The organism is Parabacteroides sp. AF48-14 (genome assembly GCF_003477465.1).
Lineage (GTDB): Bacteria > Bacteroidota > Bacteroidia > Bacteroidales > Tannerellaceae > Parabacteroides > Parabacteroides acidifaciens.
The window spans coordinates 23,411-46,848 of record NZ_QUDI01000003.1; the positions used below are offsets into that span (position 1 = coordinate 23,411).

General features: G+C 43.1%; 20 protein-coding genes and 2 pseudogenes. 2 read left to right on the top strand and 20 right to left on the bottom strand.

Annotated elements, in window-relative coordinates:
* Nucleotides 1–269: 269 nt before the first annotated feature.
* From DW083_RS02255 to DW083_RS02275, 5 genes and pseudogenes are all read right to left on the bottom strand, one after another.
* Nucleotides 270–1,592, bottom strand: a complete 1,323-nt coding sequence (locus DW083_RS02255) for a sigma-54 dependent transcriptional regulator (RefSeq protein ID WP_122114739.1) — start codon at nucleotides 1,590–1,592, stop codon at nucleotides 270–272.
* Nucleotides 1,585–2,946 (bottom strand): annotated as a pseudogene (locus DW083_RS02260) (hybrid sensor histidine kinase/response regulator); the annotation flags it as partial. The gene DW083_RS02255 and the pseudogene DW083_RS02260, both read right to left, overlap by 8 nt.
* On the bottom strand, nucleotides 2,947–3,822 hold the full coding sequence (locus tag DW083_RS02265; RefSeq protein ID WP_004329298.1) for a radical SAM mobile pair protein B: 876 nt from the start codon (nucleotides 3,820–3,822) through the stop codon (nucleotides 2,947–2,949).
* Nucleotides 3,819–4,487, bottom strand: a complete 669-nt coding sequence (locus DW083_RS02270; protein WP_004329299.1) for a radical SAM mobile pair protein A — start codon at nucleotides 4,485–4,487, stop codon at nucleotides 3,819–3,821. Before DW083_RS02270 ends, DW083_RS02265 begins: the two co-directional genes overlap by 4 nt.
* Nucleotides 4,484–5,259, bottom strand: a pseudogene (locus DW083_RS02275) (MBL fold metallo-hydrolase). Before DW083_RS02275 ends, DW083_RS02270 begins: the two are co-directional and overlap by 4 nt.
* A 130-nt stretch (nucleotides 5,260–5,389) precedes the next feature.
* On the opposite strand from DW083_RS02275, the gene DW083_RS02280 reads away from it, so the two are divergent.
* Together DW083_RS02280 and DW083_RS02285 are read left to right on the top strand one after the other, a co-directional pair.
* The gene (locus tag DW083_RS02280) at nucleotides 5,390–6,289 is read left to right on the top strand and encodes an AraC family transcriptional regulator (protein ID WP_004329302.1); all 900 of its coding nucleotides are present in this window, start codon (nucleotides 5,390–5,392) and stop codon (nucleotides 6,287–6,289) included.
* A 258-nt stretch (nucleotides 6,290–6,547) separates the two neighbouring features.
* On the top strand, nucleotides 6,548–7,207 hold the full coding sequence (locus tag DW083_RS02285; protein WP_004329304.1) for an AraC family transcriptional regulator: 660 nt from the start codon (nucleotides 6,548–6,550) through the stop codon (nucleotides 7,205–7,207).
* A 21-nt stretch (nucleotides 7,208–7,228) separates the two neighbouring features.
* Here DW083_RS02285 and DW083_RS02290 read toward each other — a convergent pair whose 3' ends face one another.
* The 15 genes from DW083_RS02290 to DW083_RS02350 all read right to left on the bottom strand — a co-directional run bounded on the left by DW083_RS02290 (nucleotide 7,229) and on the right by DW083_RS02350 (nucleotide 23,337).
* Nucleotides 7,229–8,176, bottom strand: coding sequence for a relaxase/mobilization nuclease domain-containing protein (locus tag DW083_RS02290; RefSeq protein WP_118161531.1), 948 nt, complete (start codon nucleotides 8,174–8,176; stop codon nucleotides 7,229–7,231).
* A complete protein-coding gene (locus DW083_RS02295; RefSeq protein WP_004329306.1) occupies nucleotides 8,173–8,538 on the bottom strand; it encodes a MobC family plasmid mobilization relaxosome protein in 366 nt (121 codons plus the stop codon). The genes DW083_RS02290 and DW083_RS02295 overlap by 4 nt, the downstream gene beginning before the upstream one ends.
* A 176-nt stretch (nucleotides 8,539–8,714) precedes the next feature.
* Nucleotides 8,715–9,653: a toprim domain-containing protein gene (locus DW083_RS02300; RefSeq protein ID WP_005775883.1), complete on the bottom strand. Its 939-nt coding sequence runs from the start codon at nucleotides 9,651–9,653 to the stop codon at nucleotides 8,715–8,717.
* A 257-nt stretch (nucleotides 9,654–9,910) separates the two neighbouring features.
* Nucleotides 9,911–11,116, bottom strand: a complete 1,206-nt coding sequence (locus tag DW083_RS02305; protein WP_004328112.1) for a primase-helicase family protein — start codon at nucleotides 11,114–11,116, stop codon at nucleotides 9,911–9,913.
* Nucleotides 11,117–11,393: 277 nt separating this feature from the next.
* Nucleotides 11,394–11,783, bottom strand: coding sequence for a hypothetical protein (locus DW083_RS02310; RefSeq protein ID WP_004328110.1), 390 nt, complete (start codon nucleotides 11,781–11,783; stop codon nucleotides 11,394–11,396).
* On the bottom strand, nucleotides 11,780–13,003 hold the full coding sequence (locus DW083_RS02315; RefSeq protein ID WP_005775881.1) for a site-specific integrase: 1,224 nt from the start codon (nucleotides 13,001–13,003) through the stop codon (nucleotides 11,780–11,782). Before DW083_RS02315 ends, DW083_RS02310 begins: the two co-directional genes overlap by 4 nt.
* Before the next feature lie 203 nt (nucleotides 13,004–13,206).
* Complete coding sequence (locus DW083_RS02320; protein ID WP_233551698.1) at nucleotides 13,207–13,407, bottom strand: hypothetical protein; 201 nt, start codon at nucleotides 13,405–13,407, stop codon at nucleotides 13,207–13,209.
* A gap of 11 nt (nucleotides 13,408–13,418) precedes the next feature.
* Complete coding sequence (locus DW083_RS02325) at nucleotides 13,419–13,976, bottom strand: glucose-6-phosphate isomerase family protein (RefSeq protein ID WP_115499965.1); 558 nt, start codon at nucleotides 13,974–13,976, stop codon at nucleotides 13,419–13,421.
* A gap of 28 nt (nucleotides 13,977–14,004) precedes the next feature.
* A complete protein-coding gene (locus DW083_RS22395) occupies nucleotides 14,005–15,429 on the bottom strand; it encodes a glycoside hydrolase family 2 TIM barrel-domain containing protein (protein WP_233551699.1) in 1,425 nt (474 codons plus the stop codon).
* Nucleotides 15,426–16,073, bottom strand: coding sequence for a hypothetical protein (locus DW083_RS22400; RefSeq protein WP_233551700.1), 648 nt, complete (start codon nucleotides 16,071–16,073; stop codon nucleotides 15,426–15,428). The genes DW083_RS22395 and DW083_RS22400 overlap by 4 nt, the downstream gene beginning before the upstream one ends.
* 4 nt (nucleotides 16,074–16,077) lie before the next feature.
* Nucleotides 16,078–16,860: a hypothetical protein gene (locus DW083_RS22405; RefSeq protein WP_233551701.1), complete on the bottom strand. Its 783-nt coding sequence runs from the start codon at nucleotides 16,858–16,860 to the stop codon at nucleotides 16,078–16,080.
* Nucleotides 16,861–16,864: 4 nt separating this feature from the next.
* A complete protein-coding gene (locus DW083_RS02335) occupies nucleotides 16,865–17,536 on the bottom strand; it encodes a GDSL-type esterase/lipase family protein (RefSeq protein WP_115499944.1) in 672 nt (223 codons plus the stop codon).
* A 91-nt stretch (nucleotides 17,537–17,627) separates the two neighbouring features.
* Nucleotides 17,628–18,461: a hypothetical protein gene (locus DW083_RS02340; protein ID WP_122331292.1), complete on the bottom strand. Its 834-nt coding sequence runs from the start codon at nucleotides 18,459–18,461 to the stop codon at nucleotides 17,628–17,630.
* Between the two features lie 22 nt (nucleotides 18,462–18,483).
* Nucleotides 18,484–20,178, bottom strand: coding sequence for a RagB/SusD family nutrient uptake outer membrane protein (locus DW083_RS02345; protein WP_122331293.1), 1,695 nt, complete (start codon nucleotides 20,176–20,178; stop codon nucleotides 18,484–18,486).
* A 12-nt stretch (nucleotides 20,179–20,190) separates the two neighbouring features.
* Nucleotides 20,191–23,337 (bottom strand): TonB-dependent receptor, encoded by a 3,147-nt coding sequence (locus tag DW083_RS02350; RefSeq protein WP_122331294.1) that lies wholly within the window; start codon nucleotides 23,335–23,337, stop codon nucleotides 20,191–20,193.
* Nucleotides 23,338–23,438 lie beyond the last annotated feature (101 nt).

Below are 23,438 nucleotides of genomic sequence, written 5' to 3' on the forward strand. Positions count from 1 at the left end.
ATTATTTATGATAATTCTGGAAGATTTTTATAACCACTTTATTAGCAAGCAGTTCTGAGGATAAGGTAAAAATGAGGTAATGATTTGGCAACCCTGTCTATTTCTACGTTCTGCTGTGAGTTGCTGTCAATGTCTCTCGTCTTGGTACAAAAGTAGCAATAAAAATCGGATACACATCAAAATGTCCCATGATTTTTATCACAGGACGTTTTTTATCTTCGCTGAATAATCCGGTTTAACCGTTACTTCTATTTTCGGCAAGTTGCGGGCTATGATTGCTGAAATTTATACTTTAATCCATACTCTTCCAACTTGCTATACAGCGTTGTACGTCCGATTCCGAGCAATTCGGCGGCAACCTTGCGGTTTCCGTTTGCCTGCTTCAACGCGCGTAAGATGCGTTCCTTGTCCTCCGCATCGTTTCGCAAGGCGAAGCTGACAGGTGAGGTCGGTTTCGTTACGGCAAGTTCCAGATGCTCTTTCATGACAACTCCCGTCTGTGCCTGCAACACCGCGCCCATTATCTTCTGCCGAAGCTCACGGACATTACCCGGCCACGGATGGGTCAGCAATGTCTTACGGGCTTCCGCATCGAACCCAGTCACGCTACATTCCAATTCATTGTTGGCAATCTCACGGAAGAACTCCGCCAACGGCATGATGTCCTCCTGACAGTCACGCAAGGGCGGAACAGTTATCTCGAAGTCGTGCAAACGGTACAGCAAATCCTGTCGGAAACGTTTTTCAATGACCGCTTTCTCCAGATCCTCGTTGGTGGCGGCGATGATGCGGACATTGAAGCTCTTGTCCGTCTTGTCACCTATAGGGCGGTATCTCCGTTCCTGTATGGCACGGAGTAACATCTGCTGGGTTTCCAATGCGAGATTGCCTACCTCATCCAAGAACAATGTGCCACCCTCTGCCTCATTGAAGTATCCTTTCTTTGTGCTGTCCGCACCCGTAAACGCGCCTTTGACATGTCCGAAGAATGCCGAGGGCGCAAGGTCTTTGGAGAGTGAACCGCAGTCCACAGGCACAAACGGTTTCCCTGCCCTTTTGCTCTTATCATGCAGATGGTGGGCGATATGCTCCTTGCCCGTGCCGTTCTCTCCGAATATCAGCACGCTCATATCAGTAGGGGTAACTAATCTTATCTGTTGCATGATTTTCTGAAAGGCGGAACTGTCACGGGCAAAAACGGGCATACGATTTCGTCCGATACTCCGTTCTTTCAGGATGGTATGAAGCAGAGGCATAAGTTTATCCTCCACAAGCTGCTTGGGGATATAGTCCAGCGAGCCGAGTTTCATACTTTCGACTGCCGTATGCACTTCGGCATAGTTGGTCATGATGATTAACGGTTGTGTCATGCCTTCCTTGCGCATCCATCGTAATAGGTCGATGCCGTCACCGTCGGGTAGTCGTAGGTCAGAAACCACGATGTCCCCGTCTGAGGCTTGTTGCAGAAGTTTCTTCGCGGTCGAGAGGTGGTAAGCCTGCACGGTACGGAATCCTTCCCGTGCCAGCAGGTTGCAGACAAACTCGCAATACACGATATTGTCCTCCACCACGATGATTCTTGTTTTATCCATTTTCGTATTTTTCCTTTCTTCTTTTGCCTGCCGGATAATTTCAGCACCTTTATCCAGCACAGCCGGTCACCGCTTTGCATATCGCTTCGTCATCTGGAGTGGCACTTCCATGAAGTTGGGCGTAAAGTTCCCTCAATGGCTGGTCGGCACGGAGAATCTGCCATGAACTTCGCAGATGGTGTGTAAGTGTGTCCAGTTCTTGGAGGTCTTTACGCTGTTCTGCATCCTTGACCGCCTGCATTTCCTTTTCGGTTTCCGCTATCAGTTTGTCCAGCATGACGGATTCATTGCCATAAGATAGCAGAGTGGAAAAATCCGGCTTTTCATCCAATATGCTGCTTAATGCGCATTTATCCGTAATCTCCATCAGTTCGGATATGGAGAACGGCTTGAACAGGCATCCGGCAAATCCACGCCCTATAAGTTCCTCCTTGCTGCAACTGCCCGAAGCGGTTGTCACGACTATGGGAATACTCTTCGAGTTGCCTACATTGGATGAGCGCAACAGTTCCAGCAGTTCAAAACCGCTTATCTCAGGCATATTCAGATCCGTCAGAAGCAGGCTGTATTCCTTTTTTCGTATCAGCTCCATCAGTACCGAAACATTGGTACAGGTATCGCAGTGCATCCCTTCATGGGCATACATTTCTTTCAACATAAGGAGAAGTACCTCGTCATTGTCGATGGCAATCACATCATGGCAGATATGATTATGGCGCATTTGCGCTTGAATTGTCTGTTCCGGCAGTTCCTCGGCTGTCTGCATGGGAATTTCCACCGTGAAGCGGCTCCCTTTGCCTTTCTCGCTTTCCAAGCGTATAGTTCCACCGAGCATCGCCACAATACGCTGCACGATGGACAATCCTAATCCGAAGCCGTCTTTTGCGGCGGCATTTGAAAGACGTTCAAATGCACCGAATACTCGTTGTTGCTCATCTTCGGTCATGCCCGTACCGGTATCTTCAACGATAAGTTTCAGCAAACCGTTATCATAATCCGCTGCCAATGATACACTACCGTTATCCGTGAACTTGATGGCGTTTGACAACAAGTTGTTGCCGATTTGCAGGATACGTTCCTTGTCGGTCAAAACCACCGCATCGGTGTGGCTCTCCACTATCAAAGTCAGCCCCTTGTTCATGGCAATGGGCATGAACTCCGTTTCAAGAATATGCGTGATTGCGGAAATCCTGCAAGGGGAAAGGTTGGGTTGCTCCTTGCCGTTGTCCAGACGGAAGAAATCCAGCAGCGTGTTGAGCATCTCCCGCATACGCTCGGAAGATTGCCGGATATTATCCACATACATGGTGCTTTTATCCGCGCTACAACTTTTCTGCATCAGTCCGGCATAGCCTCATTTTGTCAATCGTATTTTTTCGTGGTAGAAGTAGTTTACGATGACAGGTTTGCCTTTTTCCGAGCGTCCGTATGGCAGATCGTTTATACGATACGGGAAGCCCTGCTCCTTGGCGTAATTTGAAATGTCCTGCTCCAATGCCTGCCAGTATTCAAGCCTTTTTTTATTGTAAATTTCCTCGTAAAGCGGTATGAGGTCAGGATACTTCTCACGGATATACGTCATTATCCCGCCTTTGAACTGCCCGCGTAAATTCAGGTTTTCAAGCCAGATTAAATCAGCATAATCTTTTACCTCCTCTATTATTGCCTTTACGTCTGTTATTCTGGGGAATATGGGCGAGACGAAGCATACGGTGCGGATACCTGCCTCGTATGTCTGACGCATCGCTTTCAGACGGCGTTCAATGCTTACGGCGTTGTCCATATCTGCGCAGAACTGCTCGTCGAGCGTATTGACAGACCATGACACAGTCACTTTGGGAAAACTCTTCAACAGGTCGAGATCGCGAAGGACAAGATCGGACTTTGTGCATATCATAATCTCGGCATCGCTTCCTCGCAGCTCTTCGAGCAGCCTTCGGGTACGGTGGAATTCTTCTTCATACGGATTGTAACCGTCCGTCACAGACCCTATTACAACACGTTCACCGTCGTATTTATGAGGATTCGTTATCGGCTTCCAGTTTTTTACATCTAAAAACGTACCCCACGGCTCGGTGTGCCCGGTGAACCGTTTCATGAACGATGCGTAGCAATACCTGCAGGCGTGGGGACACCCTACATAAGGGTTGACCGAATATCCTCCCACCGGCAGAGAGGATTTGGTCATTACACTCTTTACATCTATTTCCTTTATTGTATCCATATTCATTGTATTCGTCTGGTAAATTGTTCCGGCAATTCCTGAATCATTCTTTCGTCGCCCATAATCGGCAGCAAATCCTCTTTCATGAACACCGGTATGCCATGAGCCTTTGCCTGTTCTGCAATGCTAAGCACCCATTCGGGGCGCGAATATGACTTTCCTTTTCGGTTTCCGGTCTCTGTGCCTATGACAATCCAGTCAATTCCCTCGAAATCAATCTCGCCGATATCATCGAAGAGAGGTTCAAACGTGACATGGTAGTGTCGTGCTTTGATATTCTTTTTCAAATCATCAATCCTCCTTTTCTCGGAACTGCGCGTGACGGTCACGCCCATCCATACGTTCTCGTCGTCAGAGGAGAAACTGATTTTGTCAGGGCGCTTCGTCAGAAAGATATAGGCGTGCTGGGGATTGCTGCTGATCCGCTCGAAAATTTCTGCGTTCCATTCAGGCTTCCAATCGGAGAAATCGCTCATTCCTGTCATGAGCCACACATGAGGACGGGACGTATCGATGATGCGCAGTTTTCGTTCCATGTATTCAGGCACGGAAAAGTCGTCGGTAATGTGGAAACGGCGGCAGTTGTTACGGGCATAGCAGTAAGGGCATCCTATAGTGCACCCTACCACTATGTTCATGTTTTTTATCAGGGATTTAATGCAGACACTCATAACACAACTGTTTCTCCGTCCTCCGGGATAATCAGCCGGCTCATGTCGGCTTCGTGATGCGTTGCCTCATTGCGCAGAATTGCACGGGTGGTCTGGCAATGGTCGATGGCATCCATGTGTACGGCTATCAGCTTGATATGCGAAGGCAATTCGTCAAGTATCTGCATCACTTCGTTCTCGTCGGGGATGATAGGACCGTCCGTTTTGGAAAATTCGGGAAAGATTGCACCTCCGGAGTTTACCACGATATAGTCAGGATTGAACCGTTCCACGGTGTCTCGGATACATGCTTCCCATCGGCAGTCACCCATTATATAAACGGTCGGGAAGCCCTCGGCTTTTAGCACATAACCTGATACAGGTCCCATCATCTGCCCGATCTGCCCGAAACCATGATGTCCGGTCGTGCGGTAAATGGATATGCCGTCTATTGTTTTTATTTCTTCGATGGGTATCACATTTGTAAATCCGTCGTTTCTGATGGCGTCCGCGTCCTGGGGCTGAACGTAGAAAGGAATTTCTTTGGGCAAATGTGTGGGGACACTCGGCTCGTAATGGTCGATGTGATTGTGGGTCAGGAGCACCATGTCCACGCCTCCGATAATATCCTGAATAGGATGGTGAGGTGTACCCTCGGTGTTTTATTCACACCGAGGGCCGATATCAAAGTGCCTTTGTCGGCTAAAACGGGGTCAATTAGCATGGTGTGTCCCGCATACCTGATTTTCAAGGTGGCATTGCGCACCAATTGTACTGTAGATGTCTTTTTCATGACTATATGTCTTGTTATTGATTACGGGTGCAAAGTTCGGAAGAATCCGGCGAAACATCTATGCCTGAAAAAACGGTAATTATGCCATTTTGATAAATGAAATTATTATCTTTGCAAAAACGACAAGGATATGGACGAGATAATCAACCCTGATCGACTGGTCAGCGTACCGTTCAACAAGACACGCTGCGGCGTGGATTTTTACATCAATACTGCCATAAACAAGGACATCGGACTTGTGCTGACAGAAAACAAGCGGTTTAAGACAGACTTCTTCAGCTTCTACTTTTTCCGTAAGGCAAACGGATATTTGCTACTGAACTTCCGCAAGATTGAACTGCGCGACGGCATGGTTCTCCTGCTTTCACCCCATCAGCAACAAGAGTGGCATGTAGATGAGACGGCGTTGGATTACACGTTCCTTATATTCCGCGAAGATTTCATGCGTACTTTTATCGCCGACAAGTTCTTCGTTTTTCGCCTTTTGTATTGTTACCAGACAGATACGCCGCCTTACATCAATGCCACACATGACGAAATGAAGGAATATATGCGGCTGCTCGGAAAGATTAAGTATGAGCTGATGAATCCAGTGTCCGATACGTACAATATCATTGTTTCCTTACTATATTATCTTTTGCTGATTATCAATCGTACATACGCTGCCGCCTATTGCTTGCCCGCTGAAATTGCTAAAAACAATTTCGCTTTTCGGTTCAAGGACTTGTTGGAACAGAATATCCGCACCCACCAGCGGGTGCAGGAATATGCAGACATGCTTCATGTCAGTCGCATCACACTCAATAACTCAGTAAAAGCCCAATTCGGAGTATCAGCTACCCATTTGATAAAACAACGTCTGCTTGAGGAACTGAAGAACGAATTGCTATTCTCCAACCGCACTGTCAGTGAAATGGCGGATGATTTCAATTTCTCTGATCCGAGCCATCTCATGCGCTTCTTCAAACAGCAAACAGGCAAAACATTTACTCAGTACATGACGGATTACAATAAAGGCATATACGAATAACTTCTTAATATAGTCGATAGCGGCTATCGAAATATGGTTGTTGATGTTCAGGCGTTTTTGTACTGCATGAACCATTTTACGATTTCTGGATCTTCGTGCGAGCCGAGTAAGAAAGGCTTGTCGGTATCCAGCGTCTTTATCCGTGCCATGTCTCGGCCGACAGGGTGAAGTCTAATATGTCGAGATTCTGCTTCATGCGTTCCGGTTTCACAGACTTAGGAATAATTATGCACACTGATATTTATCGCGCCCGGACAGGTGTTCGGTGCGGAAGATGACGGCATGCAGTTCCAACCAGATGGCTACCTGCTTATGTTCCATCCCGACCTGCTGCGGAATACACCTCTCGGGCGGATAATGCGTGAATATTCGTTCTTTTCCTACGAGACAAACGAGGCATTGCACCTTAGTGTGGAAGAACGGCAAATCATCATGGATTGCTTCCACAAGATTCAATATGAATTGAACCATCCGATACACCGTCACAGCAAGAACCTCATCACAGACAGCATCAAGACGTTCCTTGATTACTGCACACGTTTCTATGACCGCCAGTTCATCACACGCGACAACCAAAACCGAGACATCCTCGCAAGATTTGAGCGGTTGCTTGACGAATACTTCCATGATGGGGCTGCTAAACGGATAGGCTTGCCCACTGTACAGTATTGTGCAGACAAGCTCTGCCTCTCGCCCAACTATTTCAGTGATTTATTGAAAAAAGAAACAGGTTCAACCGCCCTGCATTTCATTCATGACAAGTCTATTGAAATAGCCAAGACGGAACTTGCATCTACAGACGACACCGTTAATGAAATCGCCTATAATCTCGGTTTTCAGTACCCGCAACATTTTACCCGACTGTTCAAGAAAGAGGTAGGTTACACTCCGAATGAATATAGAGCGCAAGTGTCGTGAGAATTGGATTAGTACAGAATATTAGAACCCAACACCTCTCTTGCGCTTAACTTTCTTCCTTCTGCGAAGTATATCCACCATTTCCTGATTGGCTTCCGCATCAGCAGCGTTATAAGATGAGCCACTGCTTTTTAGCAATCCCCAAGAGCCGTTGAACAACTCGCTTTGTGCCGTGCCGGACGGTGCGCTTGGTGTAGCCGTTTCATATATTCCGGCTGTTATTCCCATACGTTCCCTGCATCTGTTGTGCTGCAAAGCCGTGTCAATCTTGGAATAACTGAAACGCCTGTCCACTTTGGAGCCGTTGAAATGGTAGCCATTCATGGAGAATACAACACCCTGCACCTCGCTGGTCTGCCCCTTATGCTTGAAATGTACTTCCACTCCCTGCCGTTTCAGGTTGGCGATAAGCACGTTCCAGTTGCCGCATCTGCCGACTTCCATTTTGATGATGTCGTAAAGCGCATATTTCGTCCTGTCTGGCTCTTTCAGGCGGTTGCGTTTGACATTGTCCTTTCCGCCAGCCATATGCAAGCCGTATTTCAAGGTCAATTCCTTGCAGATGCGGGTACTGCGCAGACGCTCGTGCCTGTCCGATATGGTATTGCCGTTGTTGTCTATGCGGTTGAAAGCAATATGCACGTGCGGATGCTCCTTGTCGAAATGCTGGGCGATGAAGAACTGCGTATTCTTGATTCCCATCCGTTCCATATATTCAAGCGCGATGCCTGCCATGATACGGTTCGTCAGCCGTAACTCATCCTCTTTGGAAAAACTCAACGCGATATGTCCGACAGGTTTTGTCACCTTATCGTTCATCCGTGACTGGGCATTGAAACTCATGGCGATAGTTTCCAGATTTTCCATAAACAAGCCTTCGCTTGCTACTATCTGCGTATCCTTCTTCTTGTCGATGATGTAATCCACCGCACCCTTGAAGTCGCTTCCTTTTACGATTTTCGCCATCATATCCCTATCTTGGTTATAAGTTCATGAATCCTTGCCACTGCCACCTTGCAGTCCCACCGTTCATCGTGGAAGCCTCCGGCGTTTGCCTTACGCGCAAGCTGGTTGAGATTGTTAGCCATGCCGCAGAGTTGGCGGATGTATCCGGCATGTTCCTCCGACAGCCGTTCTTTCACATGACCGTTACGGAAACATTCCCTCATGTACTCGCTTGGTGATACGCCCGCCTCATGCGATCGTGTCAGCAGGCGGAAGTAGTCGGCTGCCGTCATTTTCACTGCGATACGGTATTTCAGTTTCTCGGTTGCTTCCTTCTTGGGGCGACCTCCCTTGTTGCGTTCCTTGTGTTCCTTTGTCTGTTCCATATTTTATTCCTTTTAATTCGGTTACTGATTCAACTGTATAGACCGACGGGATGCCACCTCCTGCAATTTGGATGGTGGGTGGCAAGCGGTTTCGGTACACCCGAAACACAAACTTGCTACCTCCCAATCCTTAAGGAATGAGTTTCGGGCATCTCCCGTTTTTCTCATTCGGGATGTCATAATCCCAACCCTTTCTTCTTGGGTTTTACGATAGTTCTTGGCGGTGGACTAACGGCTAATTTCTGCCGGATTCCACGCAGGTAATCGTTCAGGTCTTTATGCCCTTTGTAGTTGTCGGAGAAGTCGCGGATGCGTCCGGCGAACTTCCTTTCCAATTCCCGATACGCCTTTCTTCCCGCCTCGTCATTGTCGAGCATGCAGTGGATACGTCCATACCCGTGCAGCACATCTATAGCTTTGGAAACATTGGCGGTCGAATTGAGGATGACGTAATCCTGCCTGTCAAGGTCGGGCAAGTTCGAGCAGTTCCTCTTCCGCAACGTGAGGAATGAAAGATAGTCCATCATGCCCTCGAATACAAGGCATTTCTCTCTCGCTTCTCCCTGTTGCCGAATATGGCTGATGTCTTTGGGTGCGACACAGCCTTTGAAAAAACGGTTACGCACTTCAAATCCTCCCGCCACATTCGGAAAACCGATGGCGAAATAGGGCTTGCCGTTATGGGTGAAGTGGAGCTCTTTACATTGCGCCTTTGCCAAAGCGATGTTTATGCCCCGTTCCTGCAAGTATCGGAGCAATGCCGGATGGGTGAGTTCGCCCACCTCCAAATGTTGGAAACTCGGTTCGGATGCCTGCTGGCGAAAAGAGAAAGATATGGGACGGATGTGTGGTGCCTGTTCCGCTATCTTGCCAAGCAGATAAGGCACATGGTCGGATGCGTACAGTACCCCTGCAAGTGCGATGATGTTACCACCTCTTCCCAGTCCATAATCGAACCACAGGTTGCGGTCGGTGTTCACCTTGAACGAGGCTTCCGTTTCCTGACGGAACGGGGATTTATACCACAGGCAGTTTCCCTGTTGCTTTACGGGCGAATAACCCAAACTTTGCAGATAGTCCGCAATTTTGATTTGTTTTGCTTCTTGGATGTTCATGATATAATTTCTATGGATTTGATGATGACTGTAAAAACGTTGATTTGATGAATGAGATATGTATTGTCCTATACGTTAATGCTTTATATTCTCAACATCTTCTCAACAAACCACTCACAAATAGAGAATCCAACAAACTGATGCTGTTTCCCTCTCAACTTTTCTTTTCGATTGTTGAGAATTTGTTGAGAGTGTATGCTGTTTATTATCAGTATGGTTATATCATTATTCATCAATTCAACAAAAAAAGAATAGTATTACAGGGATTCAAGTTGTTCCCTTGTGACGGTGTAGAAACGACCGACTCTTTTTATCGGCTCATATCGGCACTCCCGATTGTAATTGAATTGGTAAGTGGTATATGTAAGCCCGTTAGAGGCAGGAGTAAGTTTCCAACATTCCTGCAATACCTTTCTGACTTGGTGCTTCTCCACCTTTACCTGCGAATGTACCAGCAAAAGAAGAATGTCGTTGTGGCAGAACGAGAATGTGTCCGTGCCGACACTTTCCATAATGTCAAGGATAAGTTCGCACATCTCTATCTCCAATCGGTTGCGGTTGCTGCGGATAATCTTCTGCAAGGCTTCGGTATGCAGCAAAGAGGGCGCAAACCACATACGGCTTTCCTTTTCGGTGGAAAGTTGTCTGTATTGCAGGTAATACAGAAAGGCAGGTATCTCAGCTTTCAGCTTTTGCAGGAAGTCTGTGTCATCGGATTGCAGACGGTCTATCTTGCGCACCCAATAGCGTGTTTCACCTGCATCAATGATAACAGGCAGATACTCGTTGTTGGAGCATAGCACGAACTTGGCAAAGAACGCTATCTCGTCACGGTCTTTGCCTTTGGCTTCCACCTTGTAGGAAAGTGTGGTGCTGAGGTTCTTCAACCGCTCGCTGTCCTCCCTGCGGTTGAGCAATACCTCGTCCACCACGATGAGCAGTTTTCCTGCCCAGTCGGAATTGAACTGGCTGCGGAAGTCCTCGTTGGTATTGAAAGTGACATTGTTTTGAAACACAGCTTTCAGGAAGTTCAGGAATGTACTCTTGCCCGTGTTGCGTTCTTCTGATACCAACAGCAGGATAGGCAGTTTCTGCACGGGTTGCAGGTAGAGCAATTGAAGATAGTCCATGCCCAATTCATACTGTTCACCGAAGATATGGCGCACCAATGACCGGATACAGGGAAACTCGCCTTGTTGCGGACGGTGTCCTATCGGCTCGTAGAGGTTCAGGAACTTGTCCACCACGGGACGGTAGTCCACATGGTCGGGGACGGTGCAGAAGCCGTCGTACTTCGGCACGGTGGCGAGATAGTCCTTGCCGTAGTCCTGCCGCAGTGTTTCGTTGTTCCACACGATGCGCTTCTTCACATAGCCTCCGTTCAGACGGGGCTGGTTCACTAACTTGTAGAGGGTAGTACCCACACGGATAAACTCCTCATTTTCAAAGTTGCCTTGTTTCATTAGCACTTCATTTTTTTGTTTAATCAGTGCAAAACTCGGCAATTAGCGCAGAACGGATTAACAACTCACGCATACCTCACGTAAGATTTTCTTGGATTTGGCTTTATGACATACAACAAAAGCCCGAAGAAATGCCATTCTAATGGATTTTTCTTCGGGTTTGTCGTAATCGTACGTATGAATGGCAATACACCTATTCACATACTCGTATAAATACATTGTTGGCAATGGGAATACGCATAGGTCTCACTACTTCATGTCGTCATATCATTAGAACTTATGCCTGATAATTAGACATATCCCAACCATTTATACCCAGCGAAAAGAAGATATTTGTTTTCTCTTTTCGCAAGTACAGCCTTTTAAATATGGCATTGCGCACCTGTTCCGCACCGAAGCTGTCAATGCGGAAAGCAAGTGCGACTATCATCGGAAAGCTGAACACATCGGCATGATACCCGTTCTCCTGCCGAACATACTTCTGTACCTCGTATTCTTTTAATGCTCCACTGTTATAGATGTTTCTGATGGCAGAACGAAGTGTCGGAGCAATTACTCCGAACAGTTCCACCAATTCCGGCTCGCTCATCCAAATGTTTGAGACATTCTCCGGCATGATGATATTGCCGGATTCATTCACTGTTATGCTGTTTCTTCTCATACTCATGACATCGTTATTCCGTTAAACGTCTTACTCAGTTTGTCGCCGAACATGGTCAGGTCGTTGTCGAGCTTCTGCGTGGTTATCTTTGCGTAGAGTTGGGTCGTGACTATATTCGTATGTCCCAACACACGGCTTACGCTTTCAATGGGCATCCCCTTGCTCAAAGCTAATGTTGCGAAGCCATGACGACTGCAATGAAATGATATTGACTTGGTTATGCCACATTCCCTTATCATCCGTTTCAACGGTTTGCAGATAGACCAATAGTTCAAGCCGGGGAATATACGATTGTCTTTCTGCATCGGTCGGTAGCGTTCGACTATCTGCAAGGGTATATCCAGCAGCTTCACTTGGAAGGCGACTTTTGTCTTGTGGCGTTTGGACAATATCCACTTCTCGCCGTTCACCTCCACGATGTTGTCATTCGTCAGTTCCTGAATGTCCACGAATGACAAGGCGGTGAAACTGGCAAAGATGAAAATGTCACGGATGTATGCGAGCTTGCTGTCTGCAAACTCATGTGTCATGACCGCTTTCAGTTCATCCTCCGTCAGATATTCCCGTTCTTTCACATTGGGGCTGATATGAAACTGGATGAAAGGATTGCGCGGTATCAACCCGTTATAATGCGCTTTCATGACCACGCCTTTCAGCCACATACAGTTTGCCCATATCGAACCGTTCCGCAATCCGGCTTCAGTCGAGAGGTATGCGGCGAACTCCTTGATGAAATCGGGAGTAAGTTCCAACATGGACATATCGCTGCGTCTGTAAAACGACTTGATAAAGGCGGCTACATGGTTTCTTGCCCGTACACGTGCCCGATAGGTAGCCATTACCCTGTCTTTGCCTACCCGTTTCTTGAACACTTCGTTCTCACGGTCGAATGCTTTTAGCAGCGTCTCATACTCGCTGCCGATTCCCTGATAGGCGTTGCGCACCATCTCAGCCGTAACAAATGCCTCGCGGTCTGAAATGCGCTGGTAATGTTTGATGATTTGCGCCTTGATGTTGTCAAGGGCAAGGTTGATGTCTCGTGCCTCGCGGCTCTTGCCTTTCGCCTTGTTTCCTTTCACGTCCCAAAGCGTTTTCGGGATGTTCTGCTTACAACTGAACTGCGCCACAGTCCCGTTGATTGTCACTCGTCCCATGATGGGGACAATACCGTTTTTCTCCTTGCTGCCGTTCACGTAGAACAGAACCTTGAATGTGCTTCTTGCCATACTCGTTTTTTGTTTGCAAAGTTATTACTCAACGAGTTAGACCTTGATATGCCAACCTGTGCCACAAGCTGCCAAATACAACACGGTGTGTTAAAAATCACCATTCGGCGGGTAATGATTTGGAGACCGTTCTTCTTCATAAATCCGCTTTCCTTTACGTTACCTCGATTTTTCGCCTGTCCTCATTTGTCTTCGCAAACGCCTTATTGACAGGCATTACGAAGACATTTGTCCCTTTTTATTCGTCTTTTCCAGAGATTTATCGTATCTTTTATTTCTGGTAAATTATTTCTAAGTCCTTTCTCTGAATGAGCCGGCAAAACTTTAAAGTTTAACACCTTACCAGATTCAACCAAACCTATTTTAACAAAAGTTCCTCCCAAATCAATTCCTATAGTATACATATCCAGACCTTTCATAATAAAGTGGGAACCCCATTTACATCCATCAAACTACGCGCAAACCCTTCTGCTGCAATTGTCGCATAATCATGTCCGGCATCAGAAGGCCAACAAGCAGAAAAAACTAATTTTTGATAACCTATATTGGCTACACGATGTGCGACTTTCCCGGGAATATAATGCAAACTACCCGGAAACATTCGTTCGGCCCATACATTTCTTTGCTCATCCATTAGGATTAGCATGCCTTCTCCCTCAACTCCCCAATAAAATTCTGCACGATTGCTATTGGTATGAAAATGCCCTTTAGTCATAAAAAATTCTTGCCCTACTTTACCCGGATAAAGTAATGTGATCCCCATAAACAGTCCCCCTGGTGTATTTTCCACAACAGGAAGAAAACTACTGACCTGATAAATAATCCGGTCTCTATCCATTTGCTCAAAAGCATCCTTATCTTGGAATACACCATCCAAATCCCCCAATAAACGAGTTGATTTTACAACATTTTCTCCTGTAAGACAATTATTGGTAAAAAAAACTTCAGGTACATAAATATTATCTACTTTCATAATCCTTTTTTTACATTGATTCCACCTTCTATCTAATCCATTCATCAAATGACAAATAAAACTCTTTATAGCCTTGCTTTTCAGGCATTTCTATATCTATTCGTTTGCACTCACCTGGCAATAGATTAAAATAACCTTCTGACACATACACTGGAAGTAAAGCTTGTCCGGACTCTTTGTCACGCACGTTGACCTTGATTCCTGTTGCTACCAGATCTGAATTATTCTTTATTTCAGCCTGGATCAATATTCGCTCCTCTGTTTTCTTTACCTTCTTTGATTTTAGCTGCAGTTTAGCTTTCCCTCCTTTTTGCAAAACAGAGAAATTTGAAGGAGCAGCAGGATTAACCCAATAATCATTGTAGGAAATGGTATGCCCCTTTTGATCTAACAACTGGGTTCTGACCAATGATAATTCATTGATTTCTGATGGAACAAAAACTTCCATACAATCAGTTAATCCATTAGCATCTAAGTTTACCGATATTTTTTTCTCATACAACTTTTGGCCTTTTAAATTATATATTTTAAATGATGCTTTTGCGTTCGAAATTTTTCCAAGGGTTGTATTTATGACTTGTAGTTTCCCGTTAACTGAATTCCATTGTACATGTATCGGCTCACAAGCTTTCTTTGCTCCATAGAATGCCCCGTGAGTTTCATAATCATACGAATATACCTGCCAAATAACACTCGGCCATGCCGGGTGACTCATCCATAACAATAATCCACTGGCATAATTCCACATCTTCTGGTTCCAAGTTTCAAACATATTACGATACAGATTATAATTAATAAACTGAGCTCGCGAGCAAAACTCATCCGCACTACGAGATGGAGCCATTCCTAATTTTTCCACATCGCGGATATAATTTTTCCAATCAAAACTTTCATAATGTAAATCATGATAATACCAAACATCTCCAATCGGCCAAAGATCTTCTTCCGGTATAAATTTACGAAGAGTTTCCACTGTTGGAACAGAAGGTGCTCCCAATTCCGTACTGAAACCATTCGCTCTTTCAGTCAAATATTCCAATTGATTGTCAATATAATGCCAAGGACCACTTGGACAAAGATTTAAACATCTTGAATTCCCGTGATAATGTCGGGTCCCATCCACCGTATTAACTATTTCTTGAAAACCATCTTCCAATATATCTGGTGCATACCCTTCATTACGTGGACACCATATGGCGATAGAAGGATGATTACGAAAACGCAAAACAATATCCCGAGCATTCGAAAGAAATAGTTCATCGTCCAATGGTTCCAAATTATACCCTTGAGTTGAAAGGGAAAAATCATTCCATACAAGCAAGCCGTATTCATCACAGAGAGTATAAAATAGTTCCTCCGTCGACTCTCCAGTCCAATTTCGAATCATTGTAAAATTAGCATCCTTATGCAAACGGAAATAAGGCTCAAGCCTCTCACGGGTCACACGTTTCATCCCATCATCATACCCCAATTTCCGCCACGACAAAAGATCGGTTTTCCATTTACACAAATAGTCAAAAATGGATTTTCCGACTGATTCACTTCTTCCTGCAAATACCGTATAGTTCCATCTGCTAATGTTGGAATAACTACTTGTGGAAAAGCAGGATTTTCTATTGCAATTCGTTTTTTATAATTAAACAAAGGTTTTCCCTTCTCTTCTACATCTGTAGGACTATATTGAAAGCGCACATTTCTCTTGTCTGGAGTTTGCGCCATAAGTTTATAAGAAAGTTCACGAATACCAAAACGAATATTTTTTGTTTGTAAAGCCTGATTGTCCCGTATTACAGTCAAATTCAACTTATACAAAGCTTGTGCTCCATAACCATTCGGCCACCATAAAGCAGGGTTTTGAAAACGTAGTTGTTCAAACTTTTCCGATGTAAAACATATTTCTTTCCGCTCTAACGGGCTCAACGCTACTTTCTGTGAAAATGAAACATTTCCGATCTTCCCATTTACGAAGAAAATTTGTTCTTCTGTAGTATTATTCACCAAGGGTATCTTTATCGTGATATCCGCATAAGTAGTATCAGGTAAAGGTAAGTCCGTTATAACCTGAGGATCCTCCATAATAACATCACCTACTCGCATCAATCTAACATCTTGCCAAATACCAATATTTCGATCTCGGATACCTGGTATCCAATCCCATCCTTCCGAAGATATAAAAGTTGGTCCATCCAAGCAAAGAGCCCCCCCCGTTTCCGCCAAACCATTCCTTCGTTTCCTCAAAAGGAATACCTGGATTATTAGGCGGAAAAACATGAATAGCCAATGTATTTAAGCCTTGTTTATCCAATAAATCAGTAACAGGAAATATTCCTCTTTTAAAAGCACCATTTATAGTTCCTAAACGGCTACCATTTAACCAAACATCTGCTTTATAATTAATACCATTCAATAATATCTGATAGTCTGAATCATTATTATCTTGAGGAACAGCAAAAGAAATCCGATACCACCAGTCCATACGGCAAAGCGTATCCGGTATAAGTAAATTATTCAATCCATAATAAGGATCCGGATATACGGATTGCTCCACTAAAGTTGTCAAGACCGTACCCGGTACAACTGCATTATACCATTCAGATGCATTGGTTTGAATATCCCATAAAGACATTCCCCTTCCAGCCAACTTATATCCTTCGATCATTTCCCAGCCACCGGACAACAAAAAGTTTCCGTCATCATCCAAACTCAGTTTTCCGGAAACGGATTGATAAGCCTTCCGTTTCAAAATATCCTGAGTTGATTTTGAACGTGGGAGTTCATTTACCGGCTGTCTGACAGTCCGCCCAAAATTCAATTTATTTTGTCCTATAGCTTGTCCCCCTATTAATAAAAAGGTAAACAAACTAAACCAATATACCTTTGTCATATTATTAATTTATTTTTTTCAATAGCTTATCTTCCATCACCTCTTTAAAAAGAAGATAAGCATCAGGAGTTATATGAATCTGATCATCCATAAAATATTTCATAATAGGACGATCATTTTTATCTACAAACTTATCCCATACACTTACGAAGTCTATATAATCATATAATGCAGCATACTCTCTCATAAGATTATTAGCTTCCTTATATTTATCAAAAGATTTCACCCGTGCCGGACAAGGCTTAATAGAGACAAGTAATATCTGACATTTAGGATAATGATAATGGATAAGGCGACTCATACAAATTACATCTTCCATAAACTGCACTGGAGTTGTCGACGTTTCATTCAAGTCATTATCGCCCTCGTAAATAACAATCTGTCTGGGACTAAATGGTTTGACAATTTCATCAAAAAAATATATTTGATCACACATCATAGAGCCTCCAAAGGCTCTGTTCACAACAACAGAATTTGGAAAGTATTTCTGCGTATCTCCCCATCTTGTAAAAGTGGAACTTCCTATAAATAAAACACAACCTTGTTTAATCCCTTCTTTACTATTTTTATCTCTTAACTCCTGAATCTTTTCTTCCCATTGTGCCGCTCTTTCATATTGAGCAGAAAGATAAAAACAATGACAAAGTAAAATACAAAACAGAACTATCCTTTTCATACTACAAAACAGTTTACCGATTCCACACCAGATTTCAAATATAAGCCGGGAACCAAGATTAATCCTCTTATTCCCAGCTTACTCCTCCTCCTTACTTTTTCACTTTAAAACACCAAAACCAAGCCTCCCATCCATTATTTAAAACATGAGCCAATACCATTTTATCTTCTGTCAGTTTCAGTATATCAAATTCATGGACAGTTTTTCCTCCTTCATTAGGAGAAACTCCTTTCAGCACAGTACCGTCAACAATTGTTAATGTACCAATAGACCAAGGTGTTCCATCCGCCATTAGTTTCTGTTTGGTCATATCAAATTGAAAACTACCTCTCTCTACCACCTGTCCAGTTTGACTTATTTTAGTGAAATTAGCCGCCCCATTCAAGTCAAAAAGCATAACTCCATCCTTTCCGACTTCTGGATCCTGCTCGTCCATATCACCAGCTTTGATCGTAGCCCAAGCGGGAGCTATATTTCCCGGGTATCCCCCATTTCCCCAAACAACATCATCCGGACTGGTATAATCCCACATCCAGGTTTTACCGTTCCTATCAGTACCAGCAAAAAGAGCCCATTCATCTTCTATCGGATACAAAATTTTATCAATTATCACCTTTCGACTAGTAGAAACAGTTCCTCCAGAACAAATTCCAGTAAAGACGATTTCCTTTTCCCCTAAAAACGGGACTAATACGGTGTCTTGCTGACGAACGGAAATTCCCGAACCATAATTCCAATGAGATCCAATCATTGGAGTTCTATTTATCATTACGATTTTATTTCCACCTTCTGTAAGTGGGTAAACATCCAAATTCAATTCACTTTCAGCAATAGTACTTCCTTGTTTATGCTCTTCTTCTATCGGATTACAGGACAATTGAAATATTGCCAATAACGAAAAAAGAGCTATTATTATCCTTTTCATATAAATTCATTTAACTAATTAATTAATACAAAGCTTCATTTCCCCAGCCCGGAGTTTGCTCAAGTACCCCTGCAGATAAATCAATCTGAGTTTTAGGAATCGGCATAAATCCACCTGTTTCCTGAAGACGCTGTACCAGATTCCCCATATTCATGACATCATCCACACCATTATTTTTCACTTTCACTCCATTTTGCTTTCCAAGAGCTTCTGCCGCAATCCCCCAGCGGAGTAAATCATAATAACGGACACCTTCAAAAGCAAGTTCCCAGCGACGTTCATCCTGCAAAGCCTTATCCGTATAAACTGCCAAAGGGGCTAAACCTGCACGCTCACGCACCCGATTCAGATAACTTACATCTTTTTTTAATTCCGCCATCATCAATAAGACATCTGCGTAACGAATAATCACTTGATCCTGTGTATTATCAATTTGAAAATCTGGGGTACGTCCATATAATACACAACTATAATTTACGCAAGCTGTTGTGCCATCCGATTTTGCCTGATGGGCATTGATCGCTATATATTTTTTCTGCCAATAACCTGTTTCCTGAATTTGCATACTGGCTCCCCAAGTATAACTTTTGATATTTTCATCCGGATTATTTACATCCAGAATAGATGCTGTACGTCTAAAATCATTCGGTTCACTTGCTTCCCAATCTTCGATCAAATTTGTACTTACAGTACCGGCCCCCCAACCTTGTCCAAATGGAAAAATATTTTCATAATCAGGCTGTTCACGAATAGAAAAATAAAGCACTGGCTGATTACTATAATAGATACTAGTCGAATGGTTACCCATTGCAGAATATTTAATCGCAAAAATTGTTTCATTATTCTGATCATCACCGACCCAGTTCAAATTATTATCTGCAGCAAACTTATAATCAGGAGCCGTAGCCGAATTCGCATAAGGCCATAAATTACCGAAATTAGATACCAGCCCATGACCACTATTATTAATACAATCATCCAGCCAATTAATTACCTCTTGCTTTGTAATAGAACCTCCGTCAGGTAAAGGCAATACATCCTGCTTATAATACCCTGTGTAGAATAAATAAACACGTGCCAACAATGATTCGGCAGCCCATTTGGTTGCATGCCCCAACTGACCGTCTTTTGCTTCATACCTTCTATTCGGTAAAGTTTGAATCGCATATATTAAATCATCTGCTATCTGGGCATACAAGTCTTTTACTTCAGCTCTTGGATTATTAACCGCCTCTGTTGTTAGTACTAATGGAACCGTTCCAAACATTCGACACAGGTCAAAATAAAAGTAAGCACGTAAAAATCGAGCTTCTGCAGCAATCTGATCTTTCAATTCTGGCTTTTCCCATGTTTTTACAACATCAAGAGTTTCCAACAACATATTAGCTCGAAAAATACCTTGATACATTTTTTTCCAAAAATCAGGAAACATATCATCATTTATCTTCTTCAATTGATCAATGGCCCCCCAACTTCGGTCCACTAATGTTCCACCTCCCAAACGATCATCAGACAATAATTCAGATACCAGAAAAGTACACTGATTAACATTCACAGACGGTAATACTGTATACACCCCGGTCAGTGCATCCAATGCATCCTGTGAAGTCTCCGGAAAATTAGAAGTGTCTTTCTTTACTAAATTGTCTGAATCCAGAAAAGAGTCACAACCTGTAATAAAAGAAACGAGTAATATAAGAAATGCTATCTTTTTCATATTTCAAATCTATTAGAATTTTAAATTAACACCTACCATATATGTTCTTGGACTCGGATAAAAACCGACATCTATGCCGGAAACCCAGCTCTTGTCCGCACCATATCCAATCTCAGGATCCATACCCGAATATTTAGTAAAAGTTGCCAGATTCTGGGCTGTAACATATAGTCTGGCCTGTCCCAATGGAATACGTGGAAATAATTTTTTAAAATCATACCCTAATGTGACGTTCTGAATACGGAAATAGTCACCGTCTTCTATAAATATGTCAGAAATATATAACCAATTTGTATTTGTTCCAGACGCTACTCGAGGTAAGCGGTTAGAGGTCCCCTCACCATGCCAACGTCCCAAAATATCAGTGGTATAATTTTCCTTCGGTTGATCGGCAAATGACCGGTACGATCTGGCAATCTGATTGCCTAATACAGCATTAGTTGTTATTCCCAGATCAAATCCTTTATAACCTAAATTAAAAGTAAGCCCCATTATTACATCAGGATGAGGATTACCAATCATACATTTATCATTATCATCAATTACACCGTCTTTATTAGTATCCGCAAAGATCAAATCGCCAGGAGCTGTCCCGGAAAGCTTGGCACCGGAATACTCTGCTATTTGCTTTTCACTCTGAAAAACACCTAAAGTTTTGTATCCATAAAAATAACCGATAGGATATCCCTCTTGTGCGCGATACATTTCAGTAGTACCTTCACTCAAAATATTAGGGCTACCATGAATAATACCTTCTGAATTAGCAATACGGGTTACCTCGTTTTTATTATGAGATAAATTCAAATTTACTCCATAAGTAAAATCACCAACATGATCATTCCAATTCAAAGCCATTTCAATCCCCTGGTTCCGAACATCCCCACCATTTATATATGGAGCACTTGTTCCATAGGAATCCAGAATTGGAGCCTGTACAAGCCAATCCTTAGTTGTCTTCAAATAATAATCGAAAGAGAGCCCCAAACGGCCACCAAAGAAACGAGCATCCAAACCTAAGTCCAATTGTTCGGAAGTTTCCCAAGTAACATCTTTATTAGGTAGAATATCAGGATATGCACCAGAAGAAATCGTTTGCTTATCCGGGCCGAAGAAATAATTAGATTTCAAAAATGAGATCGTAGCCAGATACTGGAACGGATCAATATCTTGATTACCATTTTGTCCCCAACTGGCACGAATTTTAAGAAGATCAAGATAATTCTTTGTCGACTCCATAAAAGCTTCATTACTCATAATCCAACCTGCAGAAATTGAAGGAAAATATCCCCAGCGATTTCCTTTTGCAAAATTAGAAGAACCGTCAGCCCGCATTACCAAAGTCAACAAATAAGTTTCTTTATAATCATAATTTACACGTCCAAAGAAAGATGCAATACTCCTTTTCTGTAAAATCTTATTTTTCATATAGGGAGATCCACCTACGGTTGTTTTATCGGCATAGATAACAGTTGTATTATTCAGATATGCATGTTCAAAATCATTAAAAATTGAATTCACATTACTGGCGGACAAATTATCCCCTAAACCGCTTCTTTCCATCGACTGACCGATTATTGCACTAAAACTATGATCGTTATTTATTTTAAAATCATAACTAATCGTATTTTCCCAAAGCCATCCGGAACTGATATACATCTGTTGAGTCACTTCATTCTCCTTATTATATACGTTAGAAGCCAATTCATAAACCGGCTCAAAACTACGATAAGCATTCGCTTCCATCGTCAAGCCAAAGCTACTTTTAATTTTCAAGTTTTTAACTGGTTGCAAGGTTACATATGCATTAGCCTTGATATTATGCTTTTTTGTCAAATTTTGACCGTGTGCATACTCCATCAGCGCTATAGGATTTTCACCAGTCGGATCCCAAGCCAATGCATAATGATAATCACCGTTTTCGTCATACATCGGAAGGAATGGGTTTGCTTTCAACACACCATTAATATCATTCTGGTACTGGTTACCGATTGATATGCCTGATTTTTCACTATATGAATAAGTTAAATTTTCACCAAACTTAATCACATCAAAATCATTATTTTTTAACAATGTATGTTCCGTATTCAGACGAAATGTATAACGGTCATATTTAGGCTGTACAGGTTTGCCCAAAATACCTTCTTGTGAAGTATACGAAATACCCATAGAATAAACAGACTGTTCACTACCTCCAGTGATATTCAATGCATGATTTTGAATCGGTGCATTTTCATTTCTCATGGCATCCAACCAGTTTGTTCCTTTATTCGTCCCATTCGAATAACTTTCCCAATTAGGAACCAAAGAACTAAAATCATAAGCAGGCAGGCCATCCATCAGCCGACCTTCATTCTGTATCATGGCGTATTCCTGGGCATTTAGCGTCGGAGCCATTTTATACACGTTTTGAACGCCAAAATATCCATCATAAGAAATAGAAGCCTTTCCTGCTTTCCCCTGTTTTGTGGTAACCAATACGACACCATTTGCGGCACGTGAACCATAAATAGCAGCCGAAGCAGCATCTTTCAGCACATCAACAGACTCTATATCAGCTGGATTCAAATTATTAATATCTGCACCCGTCACGCCATCTATAATATACAATGGGCCCGAAGAGCCAGTAGTACCCAACCCTCGTATCGTCACACTATAGCCTTCTCCCGGCATACCGGATGATTGAGTAATATTCACACCCGGAGTTTGACTTTGTAAAGCACCTAAAGCACTTACTGTATTCAATTTTTGGATATCATCGCCTTTCACCTGTACGGTAGCACCAGTCACCAGCTTTTTTTTCTGAATGCCATACCCTATTACCACCACTTCTTCCAAAGCCTGCGAATCTTCTTTCAACGCTACTTGATAAACGGCGATATTAGGTTTAACTGTCAGAAGTTGTTCCTGATATCCAATATACGAAATTTGTAAAACACTCCCATCCGGAACAGTTAAAGTAAATTTCCCGTCCAGATCTGTAACTACACCATTTGTAGTTCCTTTCTGAACTACATTTACACCAATCAAAGGCTCATTATCAACCTCTGAAACAACAATTCCGGAAATAGTTCTTCCCGTTTGAGCTTCTGCGATCAAGTTTCCTAAAAGCAGAAAAACGGAAATGAAAACCAGATAAAAAGTCCTATTCTTCTTCTCCATAAAAGAATCAATTTAATTGATTAATCATTATTAAAAAAATGCAACATCCCCAGCAAAGACAAAAAACGTCCTTGCCTATATTTTTTTATTTGAGACTTTTG

Coding starts and splice junctions, on each gene's coding strand:
- DW083_RS02255 (WP_122114739.1), bottom strand. CDS start 1,592: ATGGATAAAACAAGAATCATCGTGGTGGAGGACAATATCGTGTATTGC.
- DW083_RS02265 (WP_004329298.1), bottom strand. CDS start 3,822: ATGAATATGGATACAATAAAGGAAATAGATGTAAAGAGTGTAATGACC.
- DW083_RS02270 (WP_004329299.1), bottom strand. CDS start 4,487: ATGAGTGTCTGCATTAAATCCCTGATAAAAAACATGAACATAGTGGTA.
- DW083_RS02280 (WP_004329302.1), top strand. CDS start 5,390: ATGGACGAGATAATCAACCCTGATCGACTGGTCAGCGTACCGTTCAAC.
- DW083_RS02290 (WP_118161531.1), bottom strand. CDS start 8,176: ATGATGGCGAAAATCGTAAAAGGAAGCGACTTCAAGGGTGCGGTGGAT.
- DW083_RS02295 (WP_004329306.1), bottom strand. CDS start 8,538: ATGGAACAGACAAAGGAACACAAGGAACGCAACAAGGGAGGTCGCCCC.
- DW083_RS02300 (WP_005775883.1), bottom strand. CDS start 9,653: ATGAACATCCAAGAAGCAAAACAAATCAAAATTGCGGACTATCTGCAA.
- DW083_RS02305 (WP_004328112.1), bottom strand. CDS start 11,116: ATGAAACAAGGCAACTTTGAAAATGAGGAGTTTATCCGTGTGGGTACT.
- DW083_RS02310 (WP_004328110.1), bottom strand. CDS start 11,783: ATGAGTATGAGAAGAAACAGCATAACAGTGAATGAATCCGGCAATATC.
- DW083_RS02315 (WP_005775881.1), bottom strand. CDS start 13,003: ATGGCAAGAAGCACATTCAAGGTTCTGTTCTACGTGAACGGCAGCAAG.
- DW083_RS02320 (WP_233551698.1), bottom strand. CDS start 13,407: ATGTATACTATAGGAATTGATTTGGGAGGAACTTTTGTTAAAATAGGT.
- DW083_RS02325 (WP_115499965.1), bottom strand. CDS start 13,976: ATGAAAGTAGATAATATTTATGTACCTGAAGTTTTTTTTACCAATAAT.
- DW083_RS22395 (WP_233551699.1), bottom strand. CDS start 15,429: ATGAAACGTGTGACCCGTGAGAGGCTTGAGCCTTATTTCCGTTTGCAT.
- DW083_RS22400 (WP_233551700.1), bottom strand. CDS start 16,073: ATGCGAGTAGGTGATGTTATTATGGAGGATCCTCAGGTTATAACGGAC.
- DW083_RS22405 (WP_233551701.1), bottom strand. CDS start 16,860: ATGACAAAGGTATATTGGTTTAGTTTGTTTACCTTTTTATTAATAGGG.
- DW083_RS02335 (WP_115499944.1), bottom strand. CDS start 17,536: ATGAAAAGGATAGTTCTGTTTTGTATTTTACTTTGTCATTGTTTTTAT.
- DW083_RS02340 (WP_122331292.1), bottom strand. CDS start 18,461: ATGAAAAGGATAATAATAGCTCTTTTTTCGTTATTGGCAATATTTCAA.
- DW083_RS02345 (WP_122331293.1), bottom strand. CDS start 20,178: ATGAAAAAGATAGCATTTCTTATATTACTCGTTTCTTTTATTACAGGT.
- DW083_RS02350 (WP_122331294.1), bottom strand. CDS start 23,337: ATGGAGAAGAAGAATAGGACTTTTTATCTGGTTTTCATTTCCGTTTTT.